Raw genomic sequence first — 25,432 nt, forward strand, 5'->3', positions numbered from 1 at the left:
GCCGTCCCGTGCCGGGACACGGCGGAGCCCCCGGCGGCGACGCGCCAGGGGCTCTTCCCGGGTGCCGCGGGCGGATCAGCCCAGGCCCGGGCCCCGCACCGGGATGCTGGTGAACGTCGGCTGCGGCGCCGGGTCCTGGAAGAAGTCGTTGCCCTTGTCGTCGACGACGATGAACGCCGGGAAGTCCTCGACCTCGATCTTCCAGACCGCCTCCATGCCGAGCTCCTCGTACTCGACGACCTCGACCTTCTTGATGCAGTCCTGGGCGAGCCGCGCGGCCGGACCGCCGATGGAGCCGAGGTAGAAGCCGCCGTGCGCGTCGCACGCGTCGGTGACCTGCTTGGAGCGGTTGCCCTTGGCGAGCATCACCTTGGAGCCGCCGGCGGCCTGGAACTGCTCGACGTAGGAGTCCATCCGGCCGGCCGTGGTGGGGCCGAAGGAGCCGGACGCGTAGCCCTCGGGGGTCTTGGCCGGGCCCGCGTAGTACACCGGGTGGTCCTTCAGGTACTGCGGCATCTCCTCGCCCGCGTCCAGCCGCTCCTTGATCTTGGCGTGCGCGATGTCACGGGCCACGACCAGCGGGCCGGTGAGCGAGAGCCGGGTCTTCACCGGGTACTTGGTCAGCTCGGCGAGGATCGTGTCCATCGGCTGGTTCAGGTCGATCCTGACCACGTCCGACGACTCGTCGAGGTGCTCGTCGGTGGTCTCCGGCAGGAACCGCGCCGGGTCCGTCTCCAGCTGCTCCAGGAAGACGCCCTCCGCGGTGATCTTCGCGACGGCCTGGCGGTCCGCGGAGCAGGACACGGCGATGGCGACCGGGCAGGACGCTCCGTGCCGCGGCAGCCGCACCACCCGCACGTCGTGGCAGAAGTACTTGCCGCCGAACTGCGCGCCGATGCCGATCTTCTGCGTCAGCTCGAAGACCTTCTGCTCCAGGTCCTTGTCCCGGAAGCCGTGCCCGAGCTCCGAGCCCTCCGCCGGAATCTCGTCCAGGTAGTGCGCGGAGGCGTACTTCGCGGTCTTCAGCGCGAACTCCGCGGACGTGCCGCCGACGACGATCGCCAGGTGGTACGGCGGGCAGGCGGCCGTGCCGAGCGAGCGGATCTTCTCCTCCAGGAACTTCATCATGGAGGCCTCGTTCAGGACGGCCTTCGTCTCCTGGTACAGGAACGACTTGTTGGCCGAGCCGCCGCCCTTCGCCATGAAGAGGAACTTGTAGGCGCCGCCGTCGGTGGCGTAGAGCTCGATCTGGGCCGGCAGGTTCGACCCGGTGTTCTTCTCCTCCCACATGGTGAGCGGAGCCATCTGCGAGTAGCGCAGGTTGAGGTTCAGGTACGCGTCGTAGATGCCGCGGCTCAGCGCCGCCTCGTCGCCGCCCTCGGTCAGCACGTTCTGGCCGCGCTTGCCCATCACGATCGCCGTGCCGGTGTCCTGGCACATGGGCAGCACGCCGGCCGCCGCGATGTTCGCGTTCTTCAGCAGGTCGAGCGCGACGAACTTGTCGTTGCCCGACGCCTCCGGGTCGTCGATGATCCGGCGCAGCTGGGCGAGGTGGGCGGGGCGCAGGTAGTGCTGGATGTCATGGATGGCCTCCTCGGCGAGCTTGCGCAGCGCCTCCGGCTCCACCTTGAGGAACGTCCGCCCGTCCGGCCCCTCGACGGTGGACACGCCCTCCGAGGTCACCAGCCGGTACGGGGTGGTGTCCTCGCCCTGGGGGAGCAGATCGGTGTACGCGAACTCAGGCATCTCAGCCCATTCCTCACTCTGACGGACGGCTGCCCGCCGACGCTGGCGGGCGCTGTCCAGCCTAGAACCTGCGACTGACACGGAACCTGTGAGGTAAGGCTCAGTTCGACACGCCCGGGTTGCCCCGACCCCTAGTCGCGATCTATCGCGTTTCGGTACCCTGCTGCCGTGGACCTTCAGAAGCAGACCGTTCAGGGGCACGCCGGAGCGCCGGCCGCCGAGCTGCGCGCCTCGGACGCCGACCGTGACCGCATCGCCGACATCCTGCGGGAGGCCCTCGCCGAGGGGCGCCTGACCGCTGACGAGCACGCCGAGCGCGTGGAGGGGGTGCTGAACGCCAAGACGGTCGGCGAGCTGGAGGTCTTCATACGGGACCTGCCCGCGGCCCACGCCCGCCCGGCCGCCCCCGCCTACACGCCGGTGCCGCCCCGGCCGACGCCCGGCGCGATCCCGGTGGAGGCGGACACCAACGTGGTGGCCGTCTTCAGCAGCGCCCGCCGCCGCGGCCGCTGGCGGGCGGGCCGACGGTTGCACGCGTACGCGGTGTTCGGTTCCGTCGAGATCGACCTCACCGAGGCGATCTTCGAGTACCAGCAGGTCGTCATCAAGGCGTTCTCGGTCTTCGGGGACGTCCAGATCCGGGTCCCGGAGAACGTGTCGCTGCGCGGCACCGGCGGCGGTGTCCTGGGCAACTTCGAGGCCGACACGCTGGATTCGGTCGACCCGGACGCGCCGGTCGTCTACGTCGACGGGTGGGCCGTCCTCGGCAACGTGGAGGCGCGGCCGAAGCGCGGGAAGTTCATCGAGGACATCCTGGACCGGGTGCACGACAAGGTCGACCGGAAGCTGCGCAAACACCTGGACCGTTGACGGTCGCGAATCGGCACTGGTCCGGCGGCGCCCGGGGGCATGAACAGGCCGCCGCGCCACGGCTGTTGGGGACGCTGTGCATAGGCCCGCGCACAGCGGGTAGGCCTTGCTGCATCGTCTCTCGCTCGCGAAGCCGTCGTCAGGAGTAGACCGTGCTGCAACCGCCGCATTCGTCCCTGCAGGTAGCTGCCGTGCCGGCCCAGCGGGTGCCAGTGCGTGACAGGGACCAGGACGCGCCCTGGCACACCGAGGCGGTGTGCCGGCGCGACGAGGCAGGCCTGTTCTTCGCACCGTCCAAAGAACCCACCGCCGCCCGGCTGTCCCGGGAGGAGGCGGCCAAGCGGGTCTGTGCGCGCTGTCCGGTCATGGTCGAGTGCCGCGAACACGCCCTGCTCCAGCCGGAGCCCTACGGGGTCTGGGGCGGCCTCACGGCAGCGGAACGCCGAGTGGTCCTGGCGCGGCGCAGGCGCCGCGAGCTGGAACTGAAGAAGGCGGCCCGAGCGACGGCGGCGAACCGCATACCCCAGGCAGGCTGACCAAAAGGCGCCCTCTCCGCACAGAGGGCGCCTTTTGACATGCCTGGGGTACAGCGGCGCCCTGAAGGGGCGCGGGGAACTGTGCGACCAGCCACCACGCACCCGCGGTCGCGAACGGTCCGCAGCCCCCTCCCCGGAAGGCGCCGCAGCCCCTACTTCGCCTTGTCGAAATCGATCGTGCTGTACGCCCGCAGCTTGCGCAGCCGGTGCTCGGAGTCGATCCGCCGTACCGTCCCCGACTTCGACCGCATCACGATCGACTCGGTCAGCGCGGTCTCCGACCGGTACCGCACGCCCCGCAGCAGCTCGCCGTCGGTGATGCCGGTCGCGACGAAGAACACGTTCTCACCGGTGACCAGGTCCTCGGTGGTCAGCACCCGGTCCAGGTCGTGCCCGGCGTCGATCGCCCGCTGCCGCTCCTCGTCGTCCTTGGGCCACAGCTTGCCCTGGATCGTCCCGCCCAGGCACTTCACCGCGCACGCCGAGATGATGCCCTCCGGCGTACCGCCGATGCCGAGCAGCATGTCGACGCCCGTGCCCTCGCGCAGCGCGTAGATCGACCCGGCGACGTCACCGTCGGAGATCAGCTTGATGCGCGCGCCGGCCTCCCGGATCTCCTTGATGATCCCTTCGTGCCGCGGCCGGTCCAGGATGACGACGGTGACACCCTCCGGAGAGGACCGTTTCGCCTTGGCGACCCGGCGGATGTTGACGGAGATGGGCGCGTTGATGTCGACGAAGTCCGCCGCGTCCGGGCCGGTGACCAGCTTGTCCATGTAGAACACGGCGGACGGGTCGAACATGGCCCCGCGCTCGGCGGCGGCCAGCACGGAGATCGCGTTGGGCATGCCCTTCGCGGTCAGCGTCGTCCCGTCGATCGGGTCGACGGCGATGTCGACCTCGGGCCCGGTGCCGTCGCCGACACGCTCCCCGTTGAAGAGCATCGGGGCCTCGTCCTTCTCGCCCTCGCCGATGACGACCACGCCGTTCATCGAGACGGTGGAGACGAGGGTCCGCATCGCGCGCACGGCGGCGCCGTCGGCGCCGTTCTTGTCGCCGCGGCCCACCCAGCGTCCCGCGGCCATCGCGGCGGCCTCGGTCACCCGGACGAGCTCCAGGGCGAGGTTGCGGTCGGGGGCTTCGGAGGGGACATCGAGCTCGGACGGCAGGTGATGATGATTCTCGGTCATCGGAGCGCACCTTTCTGATACGACGACGGCCGGATGAGGGTTCTCCGTCGACTCTATCGTCAGGCTGACAAAATGAGCAGGGGACCCCACGGATGAGCGCTCGGGGCACCTGCGACGATAGGGGGCGTGGCAGGCACGAACGGCAAGCAGAAGACGGTCCGGGACATGATTCTCTCCCTGGCCCTGATCGGTCTCGCGGCGGGCTTCATCTACCTTCTGGTCCCGCACGACGATCACGCTCCCGACCTCCCGAGGGTGGACTACCGGGTGGAGCTGCTGACGGCACGGCGCGCCGCGACCTACCCGGTCGCCGCGCCCGAGGGCCTGCCGGGCGACTGGAAGGCCACGTCGGTCCGCTTCCAGGGCGAGAACGGCGACCGCTGGCACCTCGGGTACCAGACCCCCGACGGTCAGTACGTCCAGATCGAACAGTCCACTCAGAAGCCCTCGGACTTCATCACCGACGCGAGCCAGGGCGCCACGGCCACGAAGACGGCCCAGAAGATCGGCGACCGCACCTGGACCCACTACACGGGCGGCCGGTACGACGCGCTGGTCCTGGACGGCACCCGCGGTTCGACCACGGTGGTGGCCGGCACGGCGTCCTTCGCCCGGCTGACCGAGATGGCCGCGGCACTGCGGATGTCCTGAGGCGTTCTGTGGCGTCCTGAGGTGTGCGGACGCGAGAGGCCCCCGGCGCCGTCGCCGGGGGCCTCTTCCGCTGTCGCGGACCTGCTCAGACGGTCGTGACGACGTCGTCGTACGCCAGGCGCGGGCTGCGCGGGAACCAGGCGTCCGGGCCCGGCCTGCCGATGTTGACGACCATCAGCGGGGTGTGGTCGTCGTCCAGGAACTCCTTCTGGACGCCCGCGAAGTCCAGGCCGGTCATCGGACCGGCGGCGAGACCGGCGGCGCGGACGCCGATGATGAAGTAGGCGGCCTGGAGGGCGGCGTTCAGGGCGGCGCTGCCCTCGCGCACCTCGCGGGTGCCGAAGACGGCGTCCTTGGCCTGCGGGAAGTGCGGGAAGAGCTGCGGCAGCTCCTCGTGGAACTCGTTGTCCGCGGCGAGGATCGCGACCAGCGGGGCGGTGGCGGTCTTCTTCTGGTTGCCCTCGGCCATGTGCCGCACCAGGCGCTCGCGGGCCTCGGGCGAGCGGACCAGCACCACGCGCAGCGGCGACTGGTTCATGGAGGTCGGGCCGAACTTGACGAGGTCGTAGATCGCCTGGATCTGCTCGTCGGTCACCGGCTCGTCGGTGAAGGTGTTGGCGGTGCGGGCCTCGCGGAAGAGCAGGTCCTGGGCGGCGGGGTCGAGAACGAGAGACATGGTTGATCTTTCTGGAGGTCGCGTCCCGGTCGAATCCGGACCGTGGTCCGGATAGGCTGACAGCACGACCATAGCGAAGGAAGGTTCAACCTTCAACAAAGGCCGGATCATGGTGAGCCGCCTCACACGCACCGCCCGGGTCACTCCTCCTCTTCGCCGTCCTCCCCGGCCTCCTCCTCGGCCAGCGCCGCGTCCAGCCGGGCCCGCGCCCCCTCCAGCCACCGCCGGCACACCTTGGCCAGCTCCTCGCCCCGCTCCCAGAGCGCGAGGGACTCCTCCAGGCTCGTCCCGCCCGCCTCCAGCCGCCGGACGACGTCGATCAGCTCGTCCCGCGCCTGCTCGTAGGAGAGCGCCTCTTCGGTCCTGCCGCTCATGCACGTGCCTTTCTCATCCGCCTGTACGACACCCGCCTGTACGTCATGCGCCACGGCATCCGCCCGTACGGCATGCGCTAGCCCTCCGCCCGCACCGTGAACTCGCCCTCGGCCACCCGCGCCCGCAGCACCTCGCCCGGCTCGACGTCCCCGGGATCCCGCACCACGTGACCGCCGTCCTTCTGCAGCACCGCGTACCCGCGCTTCAGCGTGGCGGCGGGGGAGAGGGCCACCACGCGCGCGTGGGTGTGCGTCAGCTCCGAGTCGGCGCGGTCGAGCAGATGCCCGAGGGTCCGCCGGGAACGGTCGACCAGCGAGGCGACGTGGTCGGCCCGCTCGTCCACCATCCGGTGCGGGTCCTCCATGACCGGCCGCGCCAGCGCGTGCGCCAGCCCCCGCTCCTCCCGCCCCACGACCGCGTCGGCACACCGCCGGGCCCGGTCCCGCAGCATCCGCACCCGCTCCAGCTCCTCGCCCACGTCCGGTACGACCTTCTTGGCCGCGTCGGTGGGCGTGGAGGCGCGCAGGTCGGCCACGTAGTCGAGCAGCGGGGTGTCGGGCTCGTGACCGATGGCGGACACGACGGGCGTCCGGCACCCGGCGACCGCCCGCACCAGCTGCTCGTCGGAGAACGGCAGCAGATCCTCCACGCTGCCGCCCCCGCGCGCGACGATGATCACGTCCACCTCCTCGATCGCGTCGAGCTCCTTCACGGCCTGCACGACCTGCGGTACGGCGTGCACGCCCTGCACCGGCACGTTGCGCACCTCGAACCGCACCGCCGGCCACCGGTGCCGGGCGTTCTCCAGCACGTCCCGCTCGGCGGCCGAGGCCCGCCCGCACACCAGCCCGATCAGCTGCGGCAGGAACGGCAGCGGCTTCTTCCGCCCGGCCTCGAACAGCCCCTCCGCGGCCAGCGCCTTCTTGAGCGCCTCCAGGCGTGCCAGCAGCTCCCCGACCCCGACCGGCCGTATCTCGACCGCCCGCAACGACAGCTGCCCGCGCGGCGCGTACCACTCCGGCTTCGCGTGTACGACGACCCGGGCGCCCTCCCCGACGACATCGGCGACGGCGTCGAACACCTGCCGGAAACAGGTGACGGCGATCGAGATGTCGTACGACGGGTCCCGCAGCGTCAGGAACACGACCCCGGCGCCGGGCCGCCGCGAGAGCTGGGTGATCTGCCCCTCGACCCACACCGCGCCGAGCCGGTCGATCCACCCGCCGATGAGCCGGGAGATCTCACCGACGGGCACAGGGGTCTCGGCGGACGTGTTCAGAGCCATGCGGCGAGCGTAGTGGCCGCCACCGACAACCCGGGCGGCCGCGTGCCCGGCAAGCCCGCGCGCTGCGGCCGGTCTCCCCGGGATCGTCACCGGAGGCGATCTCCGACGCCCCGGAGGCGGCCTTACGATGGGTGCCATGACTGCTTCGCCTGGCCGCCGTGTCCTGCTCGCCGCCCCCCGTGGCTACTGCGCGGGTGTGGACCGCGCCGTGATCGCCGTCGAGAGGGCCCTGGAGCAGTACGGGGCCCCGATCTACGTCCGGCACGAGATCGTCCACAACAAGTACGTCGTGCAGACCCTGGAGAAGAAGGGCGCGATCTTCGTCGAGCGGACCGAGGAGGTCCCGCCGGGGAACATCGTGATGTTCTCCGCGCACGGCGTCGCGCCCGTCGTCCACGAGGAGGCCGAGCGCGGCCGCCTCGCCACCATCGACGCCACCTGCCCGCTGGTCACCAAGGTCCACAAGGAAGCGGTCCGCTTCGCCAACGAGGACTACGACATCCTCCTGATCGGGCACGAGGGCCACGAGGAGGTCATCGGCACCTCCGGCGAGGCCCCCGACCACATCCAGCTGGTCGACGGTCCCGCGGACGTCGCCAAGGTCGAGGTCCGCGACGAGTCCAAGGTCGTCTGGCTCTCCCAGACCACCCTCTCCGTCGACGAGACCATGGAGACGGTCGACGCCCTCAAGGAGAAGTTCCCGCAGCTCATCTCCCCGCCCAGCGACGACATCTGCTACGCCACGCAGAACCGTCAGCTCGCCGTGAAGCAGATGGGCGCCGAGGCCGAACTCGTCATCGTGGTCGGCTCCCGCAACTCCTCCAACTCCAAGCGGCTCGTCGAGGTCGCCAAGCTGGCCGGCTCCCGCGCGGCCCACCTGGTCGACTTCGCCGACGAGATCGACGAGGCCTGGCTGGAGGGCGTCACCACCGTCGGCGTCACCTCCGGCGCCTCCGTCCCCGAGGTCCTGGTCGAGCAGGTCCTGGAATGGCTCGCCGAGCGCGGCTACGGCGACGTGGAGATCGTCAAGGCGGCCGAGGAGTCCATCACCTTCTCGCTGCCCAAGGAACTCCGCCGTGACCTGCGCGAAGAGGCGGCCACCCTGGTCGCCGAGCGCGGCGGCTCCGGCGCCGGGGCCTGAGCGGGATCGTACGACGGTGTGACCGCGGGCCGTCCGGCGTCGTGACTGTCAGTCGTACCACGTAACGTGGAGCCATGCAGATCTTCGGTGTGGACATCGGCGGTTCAGGGATCAAGGGCGCTCCCGTGGACCTGGCAAAGGGCGACCTGGCCCAGGAGCGCTGCAAGGTGCTCACCCCGCATCCGGCGACGCCCGACGGCGTCGCCGACGGGGTCAAGCAGGTCGTCGACCACTTCGGGTGGACCGGCCCGGTCGGGCTCACCTTCCCGGGCGTGATCTCGGACGGCACCCACATCCGCACCGCGGCCAACGTCGACAAGAGCTGGATCGACACCGACGCGCGCACCCTCTTCAGCGAGCGCCTCGGCGGCCTCCCGGTGACCGTGGTCAACGACGCGGACGCGGCGGGCGTGGCCGAGATGGAGTTCGGCGCCGGCCGGGGCCGCAAGGGCGTCGTACTCCTGCTGACGTTCGGTACCGGCATCGGCAGCGCCCTGTTCGTGGACGGCGAGCTGGTCCCCAACACCGAGCTGGGCCACCTGGAGCTGGACGGCCACGACGCCGAGAAGAAGGCCTCCAGCAAGGCCAAGGAGGACCACGACCTCAGCTGGGAGCAGTGGGCGCACCGGGTCACCAAGTACCTCGCGCACGTGGAGATGCTGTTCTCGCCGGAGCTGTTCATCATCGGCGGCGGCGTCAGCCGCAAGTCCGACAAGTTCCTGCCCCTGATCCAGGGCGTCAAGGCCGAGATCGTGCCGGCGCAGCTGCAGAACAACGCGGGGATCGTGGGCGCGGCGATGCGGGCGGCGAAGCACGCGAGGTAGCCGGGCGCGCGGTCAGTCCCGGCGGCGGTGCCGGATCAGCCGGGCCCGGCGGACGAGCACGATCAGACCGGTGACCAGTGTCCCGCCGTAGAGCCAGCCGGCCTGCGTGGACAGGGCGGTGACCAGGCCCATCAGGCCGCCCAGGAATCCGCCGCCGCCGTCGTCGGCGACGGCCAGCAGTCCCACGGCGAAGGAGATCGGGGCCACGACGGGGGCGGTCAGCAGATCGCTCCCGCGCACCCACAGCGCGGTCAGCGCGGAGACCGGCACGAACAGCACGCCGTACACGGTCAGCGACGCCCCGAGCAGCAGGTCGTCCAGGAAGCCGAGCAGGACCATCGCGGACCCGCAGAACAGGGCGCAGCCGAGACCCGTGAGCCGTGGGCCCGGCAGTGCCCCGGGACCGGCGGCCGGCGCCGTGCGGGGCCTTCCCGCACCCGGCCGCCGCTCGGCCGTCGCCGGCCGCCGTCTCGCCTGCGGCGGCAGTGGTGCGCGCGGGGCGCCACGACGCGGGCGTTGCTTCCGGGGTCGGGTCCTGTGATGCTCCACCGGACCAACTTAGGTCGGTTAATGTGCCGAATCGCGGTGCAGACACGCCGAAACCAAGCCGAAGAGCAGACCTTGTCCAGGTGTTCGACGCGGCCGCCGGTCAGGGGCTCCGAACCCCGTAAACTGGTGGATCGGCCGGTCCGCCGGCCCTGGCAGCCCTCCCGGCTCACTCACCCACTCACTACGGGAAGTCGCAACGTGTCGCTCACGATCGGAATCGTCGGCCTGCCGAATGTCGGCAAGTCGACCCTGTTCAACGCCCTGACCAAGAACGACGTGCTGGCGGCCAACTACCCGTTCGCCACGATCGAGCCCAACGTGGGTGTGGTCGGCGTCCCCGACGCCCGCCTGGTCAAGCTGTCCGAGATCTTCTCCTCGCAGCGGATCCTGCCGGCGACCGTCGACTTCGTCGACATCGCGGGCATCGTGCGCGGTGCCTCCGAGGGTGAGGGCCTGGGCAACAAGTTCCTCGCGAACATTCGTGAGTCCGACGCGATCTGCCAGGTCATCCGTGCCTTCAAGGACGAGAACGTCGTGCACGTCGACGGCAAGGTCTCGCCGAAGGACGACATCGAGACGATCAACACCGAGCTGATCCTCGCCGACCTCCAGACCATCGAGAAGGTCCTCCCGCGTCTCCAGAAGGAGTCGCGCATCAAGAAGGACGTGGCCCCCAAGGTCAAGGCCGTCGAGGAGGCCAAGGAGATCCTGGAGAAGGGCGACACGCTCTTCGGCCACGGCATCGTGCAGGGCTCGGAGCGCGCCGAGCTCCTCCACGACCTGCACCTGCTCACCACCAAGCCGTTCCTCTACGTCTTCAACGTCGACGAGGACGAACTGCTCGACGAGGACTTCAAGACCGAGCAGCGCGCCCTGGTCGCCCCCGCCGAGGCGATCTTCCTCAACGCCAAGCTGGAGGCGGACCTCGCGGAGCTCGACGAGGAGGACGCCCTGGAGCTGCTGGAGTCGGTGGGCGCCGAGGAACCCGGCCTCGCCACCCTCGCCCGCGTCGGCTTCAACACCCTCGGCCTCCAGACCTACCTCACGGCCGGCCCCAAGGAATCCCGCGCCTGGACCATCAAGAAGGGCGCCACGGCCCCCGAGGCGGCCGGTGTCATCCACACCGACTTCCAGAAGGGCTTCATCAAGGCCGAGGTCATCTCCTTCACCGACCTGGTCGAAGCCGGCTCGGTGACCGAGGCCCGCGCGAAGGGCAAGGCCCGCATGGAAGGCAAGGACTACGTCATGCAGGACGGCGACGTGGTGGAGTTCCGCTTCAACGTGTGAACCGGGTGATGCAGGGCGCCAGGCGATCCGGCAACCACGCAGGTCAAAAGGGGTCGGCCTCCCGCGAGGCCGACCCCTTCTGCACTCCCGTGCTGACTTGGTGCTGACCTTTCAGCTGCTTCGGGGCGGTGTGAGCTTGTCGAGGTCCAGGCTGACCTTGAAGGGCACGGGGCGCTGAAGGGTGCCTCGGAAGATCCCGGCGGGCGCGTATGCGCCGGTGGGTTCGTCGAGCTCGTAGACGTGGACGACGGGTGCCCCGTCTTCGTCCTCGATGCACCAGTAGTGCGGGATGTGGGCCTCCGCGTACTTGCGGAGCTTTACTGTGCGATCGCGATGGGCGGACTCGGGGGAGACGACCTCGACGACGAGCAGGACGTCCTCTGGTGCGAACCAGGTGCGGTCACCGTCGAAGTCGGCCGTCGTCACCAGCAGATCTGGTTCGGGACGGTTGCGCGAGTCGAGCTTGATGGTCATCTCGCGACCGACTCTGGTGTCTGCGGGCACCTGCTCCATGAGAGCGACCGTGAGCATCGTGACGAGATGGCCATGCCACCACCTCTGGGGCGACACCATGAAGACGAGGGCTCCGTCGATCAGCTCGGTGTGGCGTGGTGCCTCGGGGAGGCGGTCCAGGTCCTCCGCGAACCAACCTTCCGCGCGCGGCGGGCGCATCCAGTCGGGCAGTGCGGTCATGGCTTCACGGTAGCGGCCTGAAGCTCAGGCTGGAGAGTCAACGATCTCGGCCGGATGATTCTCGGCAACTTCCACGCTGTAACCAGCCACCTGCCTGGTATCCGGTCATGAGCGACTCAGCGGTTCAGGTCGCCACGGTGGTCATTTCCGTAGCGGCTCTCGTCTACACGGCCGGGATGCCGGCCGCGGGACCGCCCCGACTTTCGATGACGTCGAGCGGGAGCTCCACTGACGGCTCACGTGTGCTCCGCCTTCAGAGCCGCCGCCTGCTCACTGGCACCGTGCGCGCCCTCGCAGGGTTCCTCCAGGAGCCGTCGCGGCATTGGAGGGTGGGGCGTCCCAACAGCTCACCCGTAAGATCTTTGCTCACGCGGACGGCCGGTGGATCGACATCTTGGGGGCGCTGTGGCCGGCGAAGGGGATCACCAGCGGCTTGATCTCGACGTGATCGAGAGCATGGGCCGGGGACTGAGCAGCATCAAGAAGGCGTTTGACGGCATCGGGAAAATCGGCGACCACTCCGAGGACTTCGGCAATGACCAGCTCGCCGACAAGTTCAAGGACTTCGCCGACAACTGGGAGATCAGCAGAGAGAAGCTGACCGGGGAGGTCGATGCGCTGGCGAGTATCGCGAAGGCCGCTGCGAAGGCCTACGAGGACATCGACCATCAGCTGGCAGAGGCCATCCGAGGTTCTCAGGACCCGAAGGGGCAGGGAGAGTAGGCCGTGGGAGGAAGGCCGCGCGACTGGCATCCGGTGGCGGAGAGCGATCCGATTCCCGGAGACCCCGACCGACTGGCGTCGTTAGGCAAGACTCTGCGTAAGACGGCCGACGAGCTGGAGCGCCAGATCAAAAATCTGAGGGCGGTAGCCGAGGTCGACGCCTGGGACAGCAAAGCGGGAAAGGAGTTCCGCGAGAAGGCGAGAGGAACCGTCAAGAAACTTGAGGCCGCCTTCAAGCGGTACGACACCGCTGCTACTGCCATCGGCTCCGCGGTCGTCGAAGTGGGCGGTGGATACGAGGACAAGCTGCACGCCGGTCCCCAGAATTACGCCTCGGATCTCAACCGCGCCCAGGAAATCGCCGACGCTGCCCTGAGGGACGCTCAAGACGCTGAGGAGCGCAAGGGGGCCGCGCAGAAAAGCCTGGACGCCCTGTCCGGCAAGGGGCGCAAGAAAGAAGACGCCGACAAGGACCGCAAGGGTTACGAGGCGAAGCGGGACGCCGCCAAGGGCGAGATCGAGGCTGCCCGCGAGAAGATCAACCACGCCAAGAAGATCCGTGATGACGCGGCCAGGCGCGCCGCCGACTCCGTCGACGCGATCATCAACCACGACTCCCTGAAAGACGGTTTCTGGGACACGTTGGTCAAGGACATCGCAGACATCACATCCTGGGTTGCCACAGTCTGCGGAATCCTGTCCCTCGTCGTTGGCTGGATCCCGGTGATCGGGCAAGCGCTGGCCGGCGTCCTGGGTGCCATCGCGATGATCGCGACCCTCATCAACTTCGTTGCGACCTTCATCCAGGTGCTGCAGGGAAACGCGGAGTGGATGGACCTGGGTATGGCCGCTCTAGGGTTCCTGATGATGGGTGTCGGCAAGGGCTTCTCCAAGATCGCCGGAAAGTTCGCCAAGGGTGCGCTGGGCAGGCTCGGCAGGGCTGGGGCTGCTCGCACGGCCCGTCAGGTCAATCGGGCTGAAAAGAATCTTCGGAAAATCTCCGGGAAGCGGTCCGAGCTGGACATGGGTGATGTCTGGAATTCCCTCAAGGAGCCTTTCACCGAGCCGTTCTCCAAGGGGGCTTGGAGTGACAACCTCAAGGCTCTGAAGCCAGGAAGCGGGAACTACAACCAGGCCTGGAACGAGCTTCGCGCGCGGGGTGGCGGAAGCCCGCTCAAGGGAATTCCCAAGTCCTTCTCGATGGCCGATCCGGGTGTGGCGTCCGACCTGAAGTCGGTCAAAATGGGAACGGCGGCGCTGGGCGGACAATTCGACGCCAACGCGTTGAATCGGATCTCGCGGACCGCCAGCCGTATGTCGGTTGTCGGGGCCGGCATTACGCTGGGCGGGCTGGGCCTGGACGGAAACCTCGACCCGCTCCTGGGCTGAGCGGACGACCATGCTTCGCCGAAAGGGAGAGACGTGACCGCATCAAGCAAGGGCGCCCCGCCAGCTGAAATCTACGAGTGTATTTTCGAATTTCAGCCAGGATGGATCGACCTGACGCTTCAGGAAGGTACGAAGGCCGAGGCCAAGGCCCTGGCCACAGAGGTGGTGAATCGCCTCAATCCACTCGGCCTGGAGATCGAGAAGAGCGCGGTCTTCGACGACATGGTCGGACGGGCCGTGCGCCTGAACGACGATGTGCCGGTCCTCGCGGCCGCGTACTACACGGAGACGGGGGAGGCACTCGCCAACCTCATGGTCGACGGCTATCGCGATGAGGGCGTCCCCCGGCCCAGCGCCGAGGAGGTCACCCCCCTGCTGCTGGAGTGGGGGAACGGCCGGGTCACCGGTGAGCCGGGGATCACCCGACTCGATCTGCCCGCCGGACCGGCGGTCCGGGTCCAGTCCATGCTGGAGGTGAAGCGCAGGCTCGGGTTCGGCCGGAAGCTGACCGAATACATTCGCTACGCCGTCTTTCCGCCCCACCTGCAGACCCTGATCGTCGTCACAGTGACCTGGGAGAAGATCGCCCGTACGGAAGAGATCACGGAGTTGGTCGATGAGGCCGTACGCTCCATGCGGCTCACTCCGCTCTCTACAGGGGACTTGACGGCCCCGGCTGACGGAGGGGCCGAATGAAGACAGCAGAGCAGTTCTCCTCGCCGCCCAAGGACTACCGCGTCATCGTGCCGGACGGCTGGTTCCAGATCCCGCTCGATCCACCGGACGACCGCGACCGTGCCATCGTGGCCCTCGCGGATCTGACCTTCCGCGGCGTGGACAACGCCCCGCACCTCAAGAAGCAGCTCATGCGGGACATCCAGCGAAAGGCGAAGGACGCCTACAAGGTGGGGGGAACCGAACTGTACTTGTCCACGCTCTCCGTGGGTCCGGTGCCGCTTTCGTCCTCATTGCTGGTCAGCGTTCCGGCGCCGGACGAGTGGCCGCGCACCTCCGACGCCGAGGAGCTTGCGGAGCACCTGGCCGGAGGTGACCAGGGCAGGTACGGCGAGGTGGAGGTGGCACAGCTCCCGGCGGCCGGCACGGCGGTACGCTCCCGGCGCAGGGAGGAGGCGGACCCCCAGGCGCAGCTCGGCAACACCATGCCTACGACGACCCTCACGTACTACGTACCGATTCCGGCGAGTGAGCGGTGGTTGATGCTGAACTTCTCCACTCCGGTCGATCCGCTCGCGGACCAGATGGTGGAGCTGTTCGACACCGTGGCCCGAACGTTGCACTGGGAGTAACTCAGCGTTTCGCAAGCGGGGTCCCGCCGAGGCGGTAGATGTCGGGGAGGTCCAGGAGGGAGTACCGGTCCAGCCCCATGGCACGAGCGGACGTTCCCCGCTGTAGCGGCCCAGCCGGCCGGTGAAGGACTCCCGCCAGCGGTGGGCCTGCTCGCCGCTCTGCCCTCCAGCACAGAGAGAACCTGCCGAGCACATCCCTTACCAGCGCGGCGGTGACACCTGCGCGCCGGCCCGGACCGGGTTCTCGAACCCGCGCTTCATCACCTGGTCTCGGATCCGATGCGCACGTTCGTCGGCTGCCGAACTCGCAGCACATCCACCCACGCCGAGGCACGCGCCGTTGGTGGCGTCGACGTGCACGGAGACGGAGGGGGCTGAGCCGTGGTGGGCTCACCGCAGGGACGTCAGTGCCGTTTCGGCGGCTGCCACGGCCGTTCGGGTCTGGAGTTGCGTCTGGTGGTGGACCGGTATCCAGCGCAAGGACAGGGAGTGCTCGAAGTCCGTGGACCATGCGGTGCGCAGTTCGTCCAGGTCGCGGCGGAGTGCGGGGGCCGCGGGGTCGCCCGCGGCCTTCAGCAGCCGTGACAACAGGCCCGCCGCGCGCAGCGGTTGACGGCGGGCCACCACGTCCAGGGCGCACACCTGGGCCGCCGTCAGCCGGCGCGGATCGCCAGGGTGTGTTGCCTCGGCCGCCTGCCGGGCCAGCGGCTGCCAGGACTCGGCGACCAGGTCGTAGAGTCCGTCGGCCATCCACTCCAGCACGCGGCACGAGGGATCGTCCTCGGGCGACGGCAGGAACGCGCGCGCCTTGTCGAGTACGGCGGTCACCTGCTGTCCGCTGTCCCGTACCAGTCCGGCCAGGTCGCGCAGGGCGCGTACGGCGTCCGGGTGTGCGGAGAGGTCGTCGGCCAGGCCGGTGGCCCACATGGGCACTTCGATGATCGTCGTCGCACCGCCGTACCGCTGGGGCGCGCACCAGGTGGACAGCCCGATCTTCTCCGATCCGGCGGCCAGCCGGTCAGTGCTGTCCGGCGGCGGCAGGACGTAGACCCCGGGGGCGGGGTTCTCCCAGTACAGGGCGTCGAACGTGCCACGCTGCAGCGGGATGCCCAGCGCCGCGGCGGACGCCGCGAAGGGCGCCGCGAGTCCCGGCAGGTCGCGGGTCGACTGCACCCAGCTGCCGCCCGCCTCGATGCCGTGCAGGGAGCACTGGAGGAACGGCCGCAGTTCGTCGATCACCCGGAACAGCGCCTCGCTCTCCGGGAGTTGCCGGCCTTCGAGCGGGGCCCACTCGGGCTGTTCCGCAGCGACCGGGCGGTAGGCGGCGCGGAAGTAGGCGTCCAGCGAGGGGCCGGGACCGGCCGTCGCCGCTTCGATGCCCTGGCTCAGCGCGGCGCCGTCCGGGTCGAGGCACAGCACGATGTCCCAGGTGACCACGGCGGGATCGGTCGCCGGGGACGGCCCGTCGCCGTGCGCCACCAGCTCCGCCAGGGCGAGCGCGGTCGCTCCGCCGACCGGCTCGTCGGGATGCGGCCGGGCCACCACCAGGACGTGGTGCGGCCCGTCTCCCACCGACAGCATCAGGATCGGGCGACCCGCACGGGACATGCCGATCCGGCGCAGACGGGCCGCTCCGGGGAACCGGGAGACCAGCCGCCGCGCCGAGTCGGTGACTTCCTCGACCGTGGGATAACGGTCCATCATGTGCGTCCGAATCGGGTCAGGAGCCGCCGTTGCCACCGCTGTCGCCGGTGGTCTCCTTCTTGTCCAGCGGCCGGATCTGGATCTTGTCTGCCATGCCGTGCCCTCCCGTTGCCGGTTGCGACGTGCCGTGGTCGATGTGCTCTTGCCAGCGTTCGGCCGACGCGTAACCCTTGTCAATGTCCGTTCCTGCATGGGGAGTTGTGACTGACGAGATTGGCGCGAACATGACGGTGCCGGCGATGCGGCGGCCTCGGGTCAAACCCGAGCACCGGGCCTACCGGACGGTCGACGGCCATGTGCGGATCGGGAGCGTCGTGCACGGCATCGGGGCCGAGGTCCAGGATCCCGACGGCTGGGTGTGGACCCTGGTCGAGGCCATGGACGGCACCCGCGGCACCGCGGACATCGTCGCCGAGGTGTCCCGTCGCCACCCGCACCTGGCGCTGCCGGGCCCGGACATCCTCCAGGCGATCACCGACCTGACCACGGCCGGGTACGTGGAGGACGCCGGTGCCGCGCCGCCGGCGGAGCTGTCCGAGCGGGAACTCGAGCGGTACGGCAGGGGCATGACCCTGTTGCGCTGGATGGACCTCGGCCCGAGGCCGAGCTCCTGGGAACCGCAGGTTCGGCTGCGCCGTGCCCGGGTCCTGCTGATCGGCGTCGGCGGTACCGGCGGGGCCGCCGCCCGGGACCTGGTGGCCTCCGGGGTGGGACGGCTGCACTGCGTCGAACCGGACGTCGTCGAACTGTCCAACCTCAACCGGCAGACCCTTTTCCGCGAGTGCGACATCGGGACGCCCAAGATCGACGCGGCGCTGGAGGCGTTGCGCGCCCTGAACCCGGACACCACGGTCACCGGAACGCGCCGCGAGGTACGCGGGCCGGCCGATCTGGAGGACCTGCTGGCCGGCGGCTCCGGCGGCGCGTCGTCGTACGACGTCCTGCTGCTCGCCGCAGACCGGCCCGCCGTGATCCGCAGGTGGGCCAACGACGTCTGCCTGGCGTCCGGCACGCCGTGGGCGGAGGCCGGTTACCGCGGCCCCCTGGTGAACGTCGGGGTCTTCGCCCCCGGGCGGGGCGCGTGCTGGGAGTGCCTGCGCCTCGCCGAGGCCGAGCGCCGGGACCTGCGGCTCGCGCCCGGCCAGGACGAGGACGTCGCCTCGCCCCGCATGCCGTGGAACCCGGTCAACGCCGTGACCGCGGGCCTGTCCGGCAGCCTGCTGGCCCACGCCGCGCTCATGCTCCTGTGCGGGATCCCCCGGATCACCCCGGGGTACCGCTTCGGCCTCAACCTCATGCTCCCCGCCGACCCCCTGATGCAGCGCACGGCCCGCCGCCCCGACTGCCCCGCCTGCGGCGCGAAACCAACGGAGAAATGCGGAGCGGGGGACCGGAAGGGGGCGGGCGTGACGCGGGCGGCCGGCGGCTCGGCGTCGGCGGGTGCTTCGGGGCTGAGGGATGCGCCGCGGCCTGCGGGTGGCTTTGAGGCGGTGGCCGGCGGCTCGGCGGCGGCGGGAGATCCCGAGCCGGGGGGTGCCCCGCGGCCGGCCGGCGGCCCCGAGGCAGTGGCGGAGGGCTTGGCGTCGGCGGGTGCTTTGGGGCTGAGGGATGCGCCGCGGCCTGCGGGTGGCTTTGAGGCGGCGGCCGGCGGCTCGGCGTCGGCGGGAGATCCCGAGCCGGGGGCTGCCCCGCGGCCGGCCGGCGGCCCCGAGGCAGTGGCGGAGGGCTCGGCGGCGGGTGCTCCGAAGCCGGGGGTCGGGCCGCAGTCGGCGGGTGGGCCCGAGGCGGTGGACCGTCGGCTGCCAGCGCACCTTCGGCGTCCCGCAGGCCCCCCGAGTTCATCGGGCCTCCCGCGACCGCCGGCCCCCGCGTGACCGACGCCGCGGTACCGGGAACACGTCGGATCGAGCCGTCGGCGCGGGTGTTGTTGCACGAGCTCGGGGTGCGGCGGGACCGGGACGAGTGGATCGTGGGCCGGATGGCGACGCGGACCTTCGTCGCCCTGCCGGCGGCCGGGGCACGGGCGCTGGAGCTGCTCGGGCAGGGGCTGAGCGTGGCCCGTACGGCGGCGGCCCTGCGGGACGAGACCGGCGAGGAACTCGACATCGCGGACTTCGTCGGGGACCTGGCCGCCCTGGGGTTCGTGGCAAGGATCGGTGACCAGCCGGTGCCGGACGCCGAACCGCCGCCCGCCTCCCTGCCGTGGCTGCGTCCTCACCACGTCCGTCACGCCCTGCACCCCGCCCTCCCGGTGCTCGTCGCGTTGCTGGTGCTGGCCGCCCTCCTCGTCCTGATCCGTCGCCCCGACCTGCTGCCGGGCTATCACGACCTACTGTGGAGCCCGCACGGAAGCCTGGTCCTGCTGACCGGGGCGGCGGCCGGCTGGACGCTGTTGTTCGCCCATGAACTGGCGCATCTGGTCACCGCGCGCGCCGCGGGTGTGCCCGGGAGGATACGCCTGGGCACCCGGCTGCAGTTCCTCGTCATGCAGACCGACATCAGCGGCATCGAACTGGCGCCCCGCCGCCACCGGCTGACGTCCTACCTGGCGGGCATTGCCCTCAACCTGTCCGTCGCGTCGGCCCTGGTCCTCACCCTCGCCTGCACGGACACCGGTACGACGGCACACCGCCTCGCCGCCGCGGGCCTGCTGATCGCGCTGATGCCGCTGCCCTTCCAGCTCATGGTGTTCACCCGGACCGACCTGTACTTCGTCCTCCAGGACCTCACCGGCTGCCGGAACCTGTACGGCGACGGACTCGCCTACGCCCGCTACCGGTACCGGCGGACGCTCCGGCCGCGACACCGTGCCGTGACCGCCCCCGCGCCCGCCGCATCGAGCACCGATCCGCCCGAAGGGCAGAGCACCGGCCCGTCCGCCGATCCGAGTACCGGGCTGCCCCCGCACGAGCGCCGGGCCGTCCGTCTCTACAGCGTGATCCTCGTGACCGGCACGGTGGCCTGCCTGGCGTTCATGGCCGCCGTCACCCTCCCCGCCGACGTGACCCTGCTGGTCCGCGCGGCCCGCGGGCTGGGACCCGGCCACGGCCTCGCGCGCAATGCCGATGCGGCTGCGGTGCTCGTCACCCTGGGCGGCGTCAACGTCCTGTGGCTGGTCACCCGCTGGCGCGACCGCACCTCGCGCGGGCCCACGGCGACGAACTGACGACCCGACCCGAGCCCCGTCACCCGCACACGGTGGGAGGATGCGGGGACGGCGAGTGAGGGGCGGGGGCGCGTGGGGCGGGACGAGCGGGCGGCGGTCGGGCGGGGTGCGCGGCTGTGCGAAGCGGCCCGGAACGTGGTCGCGGACCACGGCAGGGCCGTCGAGGCGGTACAGGCCGTGCTGACGCCGATCCACGACGCGGTGGTGCGCCGGGAACTCGACGCCATACCGGTCGCCCGGCTCCAGGACGTCACCGAAGGCCGGCTGCGGCTGGGCGGTGTCGAGCAGAGCGGGCTGCGCACGGTGGGCGCGGTGCTCGACGCGGGCTCCTACCGGCTGCGGCAGATCCCCGGCGTGGGACAGCGCACCGTCGACCAGATGCTCGCCGCGGCCCGCAGGCTCTCCGACGCCGTGCACGAGACGGTGGCCGTCCACATCGACGTGGACCGGCCGGAGCCGGAGACCACCGCGCTCGTCATGGCCCTGCACGTCCTGGTGGAGGCGGGCCCGGAAGCGCGGCGCGCCGTCGACCGGGCCGGTGCGCTGACCGAGCGGCTGGGCCCGCTGCTGGCCGACGCCGGGCCCGCCGCGGGGTGGTTCCGGATGCTCCTGGCGGGCCGGGAGAAGAAGGCGCGGGCCATGGCGGCGGTGACGGAGATCCGTTCGCTGCTGGACGAGGCGGAGCGGGCGGAACTGCCCGGACTGTTCGCGCAGGCCTCGGTGGACCTGCTCCGCGGACCCTCGTCCGACCTCGCCGCCTGGGCGGACTTCGAACTGCGCTCCGCCGACTACTACGGCCTGCTCGCCGAGATCTCCGGGCGGGCGCCCGACACCGCCGCCGCCGAGGGCTTCCTGCCGGACGAGATCGCCGAGCGGGTACGGACCCAGCGCCTCGACGACTCGCACCGGCGGGTCTCCCTGCGCGGCTACCAGGCGTTCGGCGCGCGGTTCGCCCTCGCGCAGCGCAACGTGATCCTCGGCGACGAGATGGGCCTGGGGAAGACCATCCAGGCGATCGCCGTGCTGGCCCACCTGGCCGCCGAGGGGCGGAGCCACTTCATGGTGGTGTGCCCGGCGAGCGTCCTCGTCAACTGGACCCGGGAGATCGAGGCCCGCAGCGCCCTGCGCGTCCTGCTGCTGCACGGCCCGGACCGGCAGGACGGGTTCGCCGACTGGATGCGGCGCGGCGGGGTCGCGGTGACCACGTTCGACGCCCTGCGCGGATTCCCCGCACCGAACGGCGGCGAGGTCGGCCTGTTCGTGGTCGACGAGGCGCACTCCGTCAAGAACCCGAAGACCAAGCGGTCCCAGGCGGTCGCCCAGTGGGCCGAGCGGTGCGAGCGCACCCTCTTCATGACCGGCACCCCGATGGAGAACCGGGTCGCGGAGTTCCGCAACCTGGTCGGGATGCTCGACCGCGGTGTCGCGCAGGCCCTGGAAGACCGGGACGCCCTGGCCGGCTCGGTCGCCTTCCGCAAGGCCGTCGCCCCCGTCTACCTGCGGCGCAATCAGCAGGACGTGCTGACGGAACTCCCGAGCCTGCAGCGGACCGACGAGTGGGAGGAGTTGAGCGCCGCGGACGAGGAGGCGTACCGCGAGGCCGTGCGCACCGGGAACTTCATGGCGATGCGCAGGGCCGCGTACGCGTGCCCGGAGCGGTCGGCCAAGCTGGAGCGGCTCCTGGAGATCGTCGGCGAGGCCGGCGAGAACGGGCAGAAGACCGTGGTGTTCTCCTACTTCAAGGACGTCCTCCAGGTGGTCCGGGCAGCGCTCGCCGACGGCACCGCGGTCTTCGGCCCCCTCACCGGCGCCGTGCCCGCGGCCCGGCGGCAGCAGATCGTCGACGAGTACGCCGCCGCCCCGGGCCCCGCCGTGCTCCTGGCGCAGATGCAGGCGGCGGGCGTCGGCCTGAACATGCAGGCGGCCTCCGTGGTCGTGATCTGCGAACCCCAGGTCAAGCCCACCATCGAGCACCAGGCGGTGGCCCGGGCCCACCGGATGGGGCAGGTCAGGCCGGTGCGCGTGCACCGGCTGCTCGCCACCGGGGGAGTGGACGAACGCCTGGTGCGGATCCTGGAGCGGAAGACCCGCCTGTTCGACGCCTACGCCCGCCGCAGCGCGGTGGCCGAGGCCACCCCGGACGCGATCGACGTGTCGGACGCCGACCTCGCGCGCCGGATCGTCGAGGAGGAACAGGCCCGCCTCGGGATGACGGACGGGAACCGGGTCGAGAGAGCGGAGGCCTGACCCATGACCGCGGTCCACGCACTGATCCACCTCCATGACTTCGACGACGGGAGCGCCGACTTCAAGCTGATCGGGGTGTTCTCGACGCCGGAGCGGGCGGCGCGGGCCCAGGCCGTCACCGCGGAACTCCCCGGGTTCAGGGAATCTCCGGACGGTTTCCTGGTCGTTCCGCTGGAGTTGGACCACGGGCCGGCCGCGGAAGGCCTGCCCATGGACCTGCATCTGCTCTTCCGGATCCTGGAAGAGCCCGGCCACGGTGAGGAGGTCGTCATCCTGGGCGCGTTCCGCTCCGAGGAGCAGGCCCACGCGGCGGCCTCGGCGTATCACGAAGGCCCGCCGGAAGCCGAGTTGGAGGTCTCGCCGGTGGACGTGGACGAGCGGACGTGGACCGACGGCTTCTTCACCTGGTACGACGAAGAGTGAGCCGCTACCCCGACTCCCGCAGTCGCAGCTCGGCCCCCACCACCAGTTCGTCGGCGTGCAGTGGGCCGCTCCCGGTCAGCAGCCGCGCCGCCTGTTCGACCGCGAGCGCGCCGAGGCCGCGGGTGTCCAGGGCCACCGTGGTCAGCGGCGGCTCGACGAGCGCGCCCAGCCGCAGGCCGTCGAAGCCGATCACCGCGAGGTCTCCGGGGACCGAGCGGCCCAGCCGGCGCGCGGCGCGCAACGCCCCGAAGGCGATGATGTCGTTGAAGATGAACACGGCGGTCAGTTCGGGGTGGACCGCGAGGAGTTCCTGGAGCGCCTGTTCCCCGCCCTCCACGCTCTGGTCGGCGCGGGCCACCGAACCGGCGTCCAGCCCGCACGCGGCCATCGCGGCGTCGAACCACTCGTGCCGGACGCTCGGTTCGGACCGTTCGGCGTGGTCGAGCATGCCGATGCGCCGGTGCCCCGCCGCGGCGAGGTGCCGGATCGCCGCGTGGACGCCCGCCTCGCCGTCGATCCGGATCGAACTGAACCGTTCGGTGCGGTGCTTGCGGTCGATGAGGACGACGGGCAGCCCCCGGGTGAGCCGGGCGATCTCGTCCTCCGGCAGGCTCAGGTAGCCCACGACCGCGTCCACCTGGGAGGCGATCACCTCCAGGGTGCCGCGTTCCTCCTCGACGCGGTCGCCGGTGTCGTAGACCACCACGTGCCAGCCACGGCCCCGGGCCGCGTCCAGCGCGGCGGCGGCGACCTCGGTGAAGAACGGGTTGAGCAGGTCCGGGATCACCAGGCCGACGCTGAACGTGTCCTGCCGTACCAGTCCCCGGGCGAACCGGCTCGGCCGGTAGCCCAGTTCGAGGGCCGCGTCGAGGACGCGCTGCTTGGTGGAGACGCCGATCTCGCCCTTGTCGTTGAGCGCCCGTGACACGGTCTGCCGGGACACGCCGGCGGCCTCGGCCACGTCGTCGATCGTCACCCTGCGGGGTCCGGTCCCCGACGACACCATCACTCACCTCCGCGAAATTGCCGACGGGCCCGGTCCCGGGGCCGTCGCAGGGACACCGAGTATGCCGTGTCCCGGTTCCTGAGCCTTGACACTCCGGCGGGCCTGAGCCCACACTCCAGATCGCCGCCCGTTACCGCTCCCGTGAGCGCTCACGGTACCGCTCACGGATCCACATTCCAACCAGGAGCACTCCCGCCGGGAGCAGTCCGGACAGGAGCACTCCGACCAGAAGGCATCCGCCTCCAGGTGTCAACGTCGACCCGCCCGGCCCCTCTCGCCGGACGATCTCTGGAACGGAAGATATGAGCACCACAGTCACGCGCACCCGCCTCGCCGTCGCGACCGCCACGGCCGGAATCGTCGTACTCGCCGGGTGTTCCTCGTCCGGCTCGTCGGACCAGGCGTCCGGCTCGTCCTGCGCCCCGGCGAAGGGCAAGGTCACCCTCCAGTACTGGAACACCGTGCCGGGCATGGACAAGGTCGTCGCACTCTGGAACAAGCAGCACCCGAACGTCCAGGTCGAGACGAAGAACATCTCCAACGACCAGTACGGCACCCTCGGCAACGCCCTCAAGGCGAACAAGGCGCCGGACCTCGCCCAGGTCGGCTACGACGAACTTCCGAACCTGCGCACCCAGAGCGCCTTCGTGGACGCCTCCGCCTGCAAGGCGGCCACCGCCGCCAAGTCGAAGTTCGTCCCCTGGACCTGGTCGCAGACCAGCTTCGGCGGCACCGGCGTCTTCGCCATCCCGCAGGACACCGGCCCGATGGCCCTCTACGTCCGCAGCGACCTCTTCAAGAAGTACAACGTTGCCGTCCCCACCACCTGGGACGAGTACGCGACGGCGGCCCAGAAGCTGCACAAGGCGGACCCCGCGCTCGACATCACGTTCTTCGACCCGAACAACGCCGAGTGGTTCAACGGGCTGCTGTGGCAGAACAGCGCCGAGATGTACGGCTACGCCGGCGACAAGTGGCAGGTCAGTGTCGACTCGGCGCAGAGCCGGCAGGTCGCCGACTACTGGCAGAAGCTGATCTCCGAGAAGGTCGTGCGCACCGACCTCGCGCACGGCTCGACGCAGATGTACGCCGCCTACCAGAAGGACCAGATCGCCACCTACGTCGGCGCCGCCTGGGGCTACAGCATGTTCCGCGACAACCTGCCCAAGCAGGCCGGGAAGTGGACCATCGTGCCGATGCCGACCTGGGGCACCAGCGGCTCCTCCGGTGACTGGGGCGGCTCGACCGTCGCCTTCATGAAGGGCGGCAAGCACCTGTACGAGTCGGTGGAGTTCAACACCTGGCTCAACACCGACCCGGACGCCCTGGCCCTGGAGAACAAGCTCGGCGGCCTCTACCCGGCGGCCACCGCGGGGCTGGACCTGCCGGCGCTGAAGCAGGGCGTGCCGTACTACGGCAACGAGAAGATCTTCGACGTCTTCGCCGACTCCTCCAAGAAGATCGACACCAGTTTCGCCTGGGGCCCCACCCAGAAGACGGTGAACCTGGCGCTCCAGGACGCGATGGCCAAGGCCGCGGGCGGCAGCGGCACCCTCGACGACGCGCTCGCCGCCGCCCAGGCCGCCGCGCTGAAGTCGATGAAGGACCAGGCCATCCCGGCCGAGGCAGGCAAGTGACCGCCGT

24 protein-coding genes and 1 pseudogene are annotated in these 25,432 nt (G+C 70.5%); 15 read left to right on the forward strand and 10 right to left on the reverse strand.

What is annotated here, in order from left to right:
* Positions 1-75 precede the first annotated feature (75 nt).
* Entirely contained in the window at positions 76-1,746 is a 1,671-nt protein-coding gene (locus MB828_RS24305; RefSeq protein ID WP_133025506.1) for a fumarate hydratase, read from the reverse strand.
* Between the two features lie 168 nt (positions 1,747-1,914).
* Between MB828_RS24305 and MB828_RS24310 the strand changes: the two genes are divergently transcribed.
* Positions 1,915-2,616, forward strand: a complete 702-nt coding sequence (locus MB828_RS24310) for a DUF1707 SHOCT-like domain-containing protein (RefSeq protein WP_133025505.1) — start codon at positions 1,915-1,917, stop codon at positions 2,614-2,616.
* A gap of 152 nt (positions 2,617-2,768) precedes the next feature.
* On the forward strand, positions 2,769-3,152 hold the full coding sequence (locus MB828_RS24315) for a WhiB family transcriptional regulator (protein ID WP_133025504.1): 384 nt from the start codon (positions 2,769-2,771) through the stop codon (positions 3,150-3,152).
* Between the two features lie 152 nt (positions 3,153-3,304).
* On the opposite strand, the gene glpX is transcribed toward MB828_RS24315, so the two are convergent.
* The gene (gene glpX / locus MB828_RS24320) at positions 3,305-4,342 is read right to left on the reverse strand and encodes a class II fructose-bisphosphatase (protein WP_046732304.1); all 1,038 of its coding nucleotides are present in this window, start codon (positions 4,340-4,342) and stop codon (positions 3,305-3,307) included.
* A gap of 126 nt (positions 4,343-4,468) precedes the next feature.
* Here glpX and MB828_RS24325 point away from each other — a divergent pair, with 126 nt between their 5' ends.
* Positions 4,469-4,993 (forward strand): DUF4245 domain-containing protein, encoded by a 525-nt coding sequence (locus tag MB828_RS24325; RefSeq protein ID WP_301650079.1) that lies wholly within the window; start codon positions 4,469-4,471, stop codon positions 4,991-4,993.
* 85 nt (positions 4,994-5,078) lie between these two features.
* On the opposite strand, the gene MB828_RS24330 is transcribed toward MB828_RS24325, so the two are convergent.
* The 3 genes from MB828_RS24330 to xseA form a co-directional block, all read right to left on the reverse strand.
* Positions 5,079-5,669 carry a malonic semialdehyde reductase gene (locus tag MB828_RS24330; protein WP_133025502.1) on the reverse strand — a complete coding sequence of 197 codons (591 nt, stop codon included), beginning with the start codon at positions 5,667-5,669 and terminating at the stop codon, positions 5,079-5,081.
* Positions 5,670-5,809: 140 nt separating this feature from the next.
* Positions 5,810-6,043 carry an exodeoxyribonuclease VII small subunit gene (locus tag MB828_RS24335; protein ID WP_301650080.1) on the reverse strand — a complete coding sequence of 78 codons (234 nt, stop codon included), beginning with the start codon at positions 6,041-6,043 and terminating at the stop codon, positions 5,810-5,812.
* A gap of 77 nt (positions 6,044-6,120) precedes the next feature.
* Complete coding sequence (gene xseA / locus MB828_RS24340) at positions 6,121-7,329, reverse strand: exodeoxyribonuclease VII large subunit (RefSeq protein WP_301650081.1); 1,209 nt, start codon at positions 7,327-7,329, stop codon at positions 6,121-6,123.
* Positions 7,330-7,456: 127 nt separating this feature from the next.
* Here xseA and MB828_RS24345 point away from each other — a divergent pair, with 127 nt between their 5' ends.
* Together MB828_RS24345 and ppgK are read left to right on the forward strand one after the other, a co-directional pair.
* A complete protein-coding gene (locus MB828_RS24345) occupies positions 7,457-8,470 on the forward strand; it encodes a 4-hydroxy-3-methylbut-2-enyl diphosphate reductase (RefSeq protein WP_301650082.1) in 1,014 nt (337 codons plus the stop codon).
* A gap of 74 nt (positions 8,471-8,544) precedes the next feature.
* Positions 8,545-9,294 (forward strand): polyphosphate--glucose phosphotransferase, encoded by a 750-nt coding sequence (gene ppgK / locus MB828_RS24350; RefSeq protein ID WP_301650083.1) that lies wholly within the window; start codon positions 8,545-8,547, stop codon positions 9,292-9,294.
* 12 nt (positions 9,295-9,306) lie between these two features.
* On the opposite strand, the gene MB828_RS24355 is transcribed toward ppgK, so the two are convergent.
* A complete protein-coding gene (locus MB828_RS24355; protein WP_430381420.1) occupies positions 9,307-9,687 on the reverse strand; it encodes a DUF6542 domain-containing protein in 381 nt (126 codons plus the stop codon).
* 354 nt (positions 9,688-10,041) lie between these two features.
* On the opposite strand from MB828_RS24355, the gene ychF reads away from it, so the two are divergent.
* Positions 10,042-11,130 carry a redox-regulated ATPase YchF gene (gene ychF, locus MB828_RS24360; protein ID WP_046732298.1) on the forward strand — a complete coding sequence of 363 codons (1,089 nt, stop codon included), beginning with the start codon at positions 10,042-10,044 and terminating at the stop codon, positions 11,128-11,130.
* 111 nt (positions 11,131-11,241) lie between these two features.
* Here the strand turns inward: ychF and MB828_RS24365 are convergent, their stop codons facing one another.
* Positions 11,242-11,823, reverse strand: a complete 582-nt coding sequence (locus MB828_RS24365) for a Uma2 family endonuclease (RefSeq protein WP_301650085.1) — start codon at positions 11,821-11,823, stop codon at positions 11,242-11,244.
* A 405-nt stretch (positions 11,824-12,228) separates the two neighbouring features.
* Here MB828_RS24365 and MB828_RS24370 point away from each other — a divergent pair, with 405 nt between their 5' ends.
* The 4 genes from MB828_RS24370 to MB828_RS24385 are packed head-to-tail and all read left to right on the forward strand — an operon-like array spanning position 12,229 to position 15,242.
* Entirely contained in the window at positions 12,229-12,546 is a 318-nt protein-coding gene (locus tag MB828_RS24370) for a hypothetical protein (RefSeq protein ID WP_301650086.1), read from the forward strand.
* Between the two features lie 3 nt (positions 12,547-12,549).
* Positions 12,550-13,935, forward strand: coding sequence for a hypothetical protein (locus MB828_RS24375; RefSeq protein WP_301650087.1), 1,386 nt, complete (start codon positions 12,550-12,552; stop codon positions 13,933-13,935).
* Between the two features lie 33 nt (positions 13,936-13,968).
* Positions 13,969-14,631, forward strand: coding sequence for a hypothetical protein (locus MB828_RS24380; protein WP_301650088.1), 663 nt, complete (start codon positions 13,969-13,971; stop codon positions 14,629-14,631).
* On the forward strand, positions 14,628-15,242 hold the full coding sequence (locus tag MB828_RS24385; RefSeq protein WP_301650089.1) for a hypothetical protein: 615 nt from the start codon (positions 14,628-14,630) through the stop codon (positions 15,240-15,242). The genes MB828_RS24380 and MB828_RS24385 overlap by 4 nt, the downstream gene beginning before the upstream one ends.
* 390 nt (positions 15,243-15,632) lie before the next feature.
* Here MB828_RS24385 and MB828_RS24390 read toward each other — a convergent pair whose 3' ends face one another.
* Both MB828_RS24390 and MB828_RS24395 read right to left on the reverse strand, forming a co-directional pair.
* A complete protein-coding gene (locus MB828_RS24390) occupies positions 15,633-16,943 on the reverse strand; it encodes a M14 family zinc carboxypeptidase (RefSeq protein WP_301650106.1) in 1,311 nt (436 codons plus the stop codon).
* A 19-nt stretch (positions 16,944-16,962) separates the two neighbouring features.
* On the reverse strand, positions 16,963-17,172 hold the full coding sequence (locus MB828_RS24395; protein WP_301650090.1) for a hypothetical protein: 210 nt from the start codon (positions 17,170-17,172) through the stop codon (positions 16,963-16,965).
* Here MB828_RS24395 and MB828_RS24400 point away from each other — a divergent pair.
* The 4 genes and pseudogenes from MB828_RS24400 to MB828_RS24415 all read left to right on the forward strand — a co-directional run.
* Positions 17,171-18,313, forward strand: a pseudogene (locus tag MB828_RS24400) (HesA/MoeB/ThiF family protein); the annotation flags it as partial. The gene MB828_RS24395 and the pseudogene MB828_RS24400 sit on opposite strands and share 2 nt — an antisense overlap.
* 503 nt (positions 18,314-18,816) lie before the next feature.
* A complete protein-coding gene (locus tag MB828_RS24405) occupies positions 18,817-20,112 on the forward strand; it encodes a hypothetical protein (RefSeq protein WP_301650091.1) in 1,296 nt (431 codons plus the stop codon).
* Between the two features lie 72 nt (positions 20,113-20,184).
* A complete protein-coding gene (locus MB828_RS24410; RefSeq protein ID WP_301650092.1) occupies positions 20,185-22,359 on the forward strand; it encodes a DEAD/DEAH box helicase in 2,175 nt (724 codons plus the stop codon).
* A 3-nt stretch (positions 22,360-22,362) separates the two neighbouring features.
* Positions 22,363-22,782 (forward strand): hypothetical protein, encoded by a 420-nt coding sequence (locus tag MB828_RS24415; RefSeq protein ID WP_301650093.1) that lies wholly within the window; start codon positions 22,363-22,365, stop codon positions 22,780-22,782.
* A 4-nt stretch (positions 22,783-22,786) separates the two neighbouring features.
* On the opposite strand, the gene MB828_RS24420 is transcribed toward MB828_RS24415, so the two are convergent.
* Complete coding sequence (locus MB828_RS24420; protein WP_301650094.1) at positions 22,787-23,788, reverse strand: LacI family DNA-binding transcriptional regulator; 1,002 nt, start codon at positions 23,786-23,788, stop codon at positions 22,787-22,789.
* Positions 23,789-24,090: 302 nt separating this feature from the next.
* On the opposite strand from MB828_RS24420, the gene MB828_RS24425 reads away from it, so the two are divergent.
* Positions 24,091-25,425 (forward strand): ABC transporter substrate-binding protein, encoded by a 1,335-nt coding sequence (locus tag MB828_RS24425; RefSeq protein ID WP_301650095.1) that lies wholly within the window; start codon positions 24,091-24,093, stop codon positions 25,423-25,425.
* The last annotated feature ends 7 nt before the right edge of the window (positions 25,426-25,432 follow it).

Source organism: Streptomyces arenae (assembly GCF_022343545.1).
GTDB classification, from domain to species: Bacteria; Actinomycetota; Actinomycetes; order Streptomycetales; family Streptomycetaceae; genus Streptomyces; species Streptomyces humi.

Coding starts and splice junctions, on each gene's coding strand:
- MB828_RS24305 (WP_133025506.1), bottom strand. CDS start 1,746: ATGCCTGAGTTCGCGTACACCGATCTGCTCCCCCAGGGCGAGGACACC.
- glpX (WP_046732304.1), bottom strand. CDS start 4,342: ATGACCGAGAATCATCATCACCTGCCGTCCGAGCTCGATGTCCCCTCC.
- MB828_RS24330 (WP_133025502.1), bottom strand. CDS start 5,669: ATGTCTCTCGTTCTCGACCCCGCCGCCCAGGACCTGCTCTTCCGCGAG.
- MB828_RS24335 (WP_301650080.1), bottom strand. CDS start 6,043: ATGAGCGGCAGGACCGAAGAGGCGCTCTCCTACGAGCAGGCGCGGGAC.
- xseA (WP_301650081.1), bottom strand. CDS start 7,329: ATGGCTCTGAACACGTCCGCCGAGACCCCTGTGCCCGTCGGTGAGATC.
- MB828_RS24345 (WP_301650082.1), top strand. CDS start 7,457: ATGGGTGCCATGACTGCTTCGCCTGGCCGCCGTGTCCTGCTCGCCGCC.
- ppgK (WP_301650083.1), top strand. CDS start 8,545: ATGCAGATCTTCGGTGTGGACATCGGCGGTTCAGGGATCAAGGGCGCT.
- MB828_RS24365 (WP_301650085.1), bottom strand. CDS start 11,823: ATGACCGCACTGCCCGACTGGATGCGCCCGCCGCGCGCGGAAGGTTGG.
- MB828_RS24385 (WP_301650089.1), top strand. CDS start 14,628: ATGAAGACAGCAGAGCAGTTCTCCTCGCCGCCCAAGGACTACCGCGTC.
- MB828_RS24390 (WP_301650106.1), bottom strand. CDS start 16,943: ATGGACCGTTATCCCACGGTCGAGGAAGTCACCGACTCGGCGCGGCGG.
- MB828_RS24395 (WP_301650090.1), bottom strand. CDS start 17,172: ATGTTCGCGCCAATCTCGTCAGTCACAACTCCCCATGCAGGAACGGAC.
- MB828_RS24415 (WP_301650093.1), top strand. CDS start 22,363: ATGACCGCGGTCCACGCACTGATCCACCTCCATGACTTCGACGACGGG.
- MB828_RS24420 (WP_301650094.1), bottom strand. CDS start 23,788: ATGGTGTCGTCGGGGACCGGACCCCGCAGGGTGACGATCGACGACGTG.
- MB828_RS24425 (WP_301650095.1), top strand. CDS start 24,091: ATGAGCACCACAGTCACGCGCACCCGCCTCGCCGTCGCGACCGCCACG.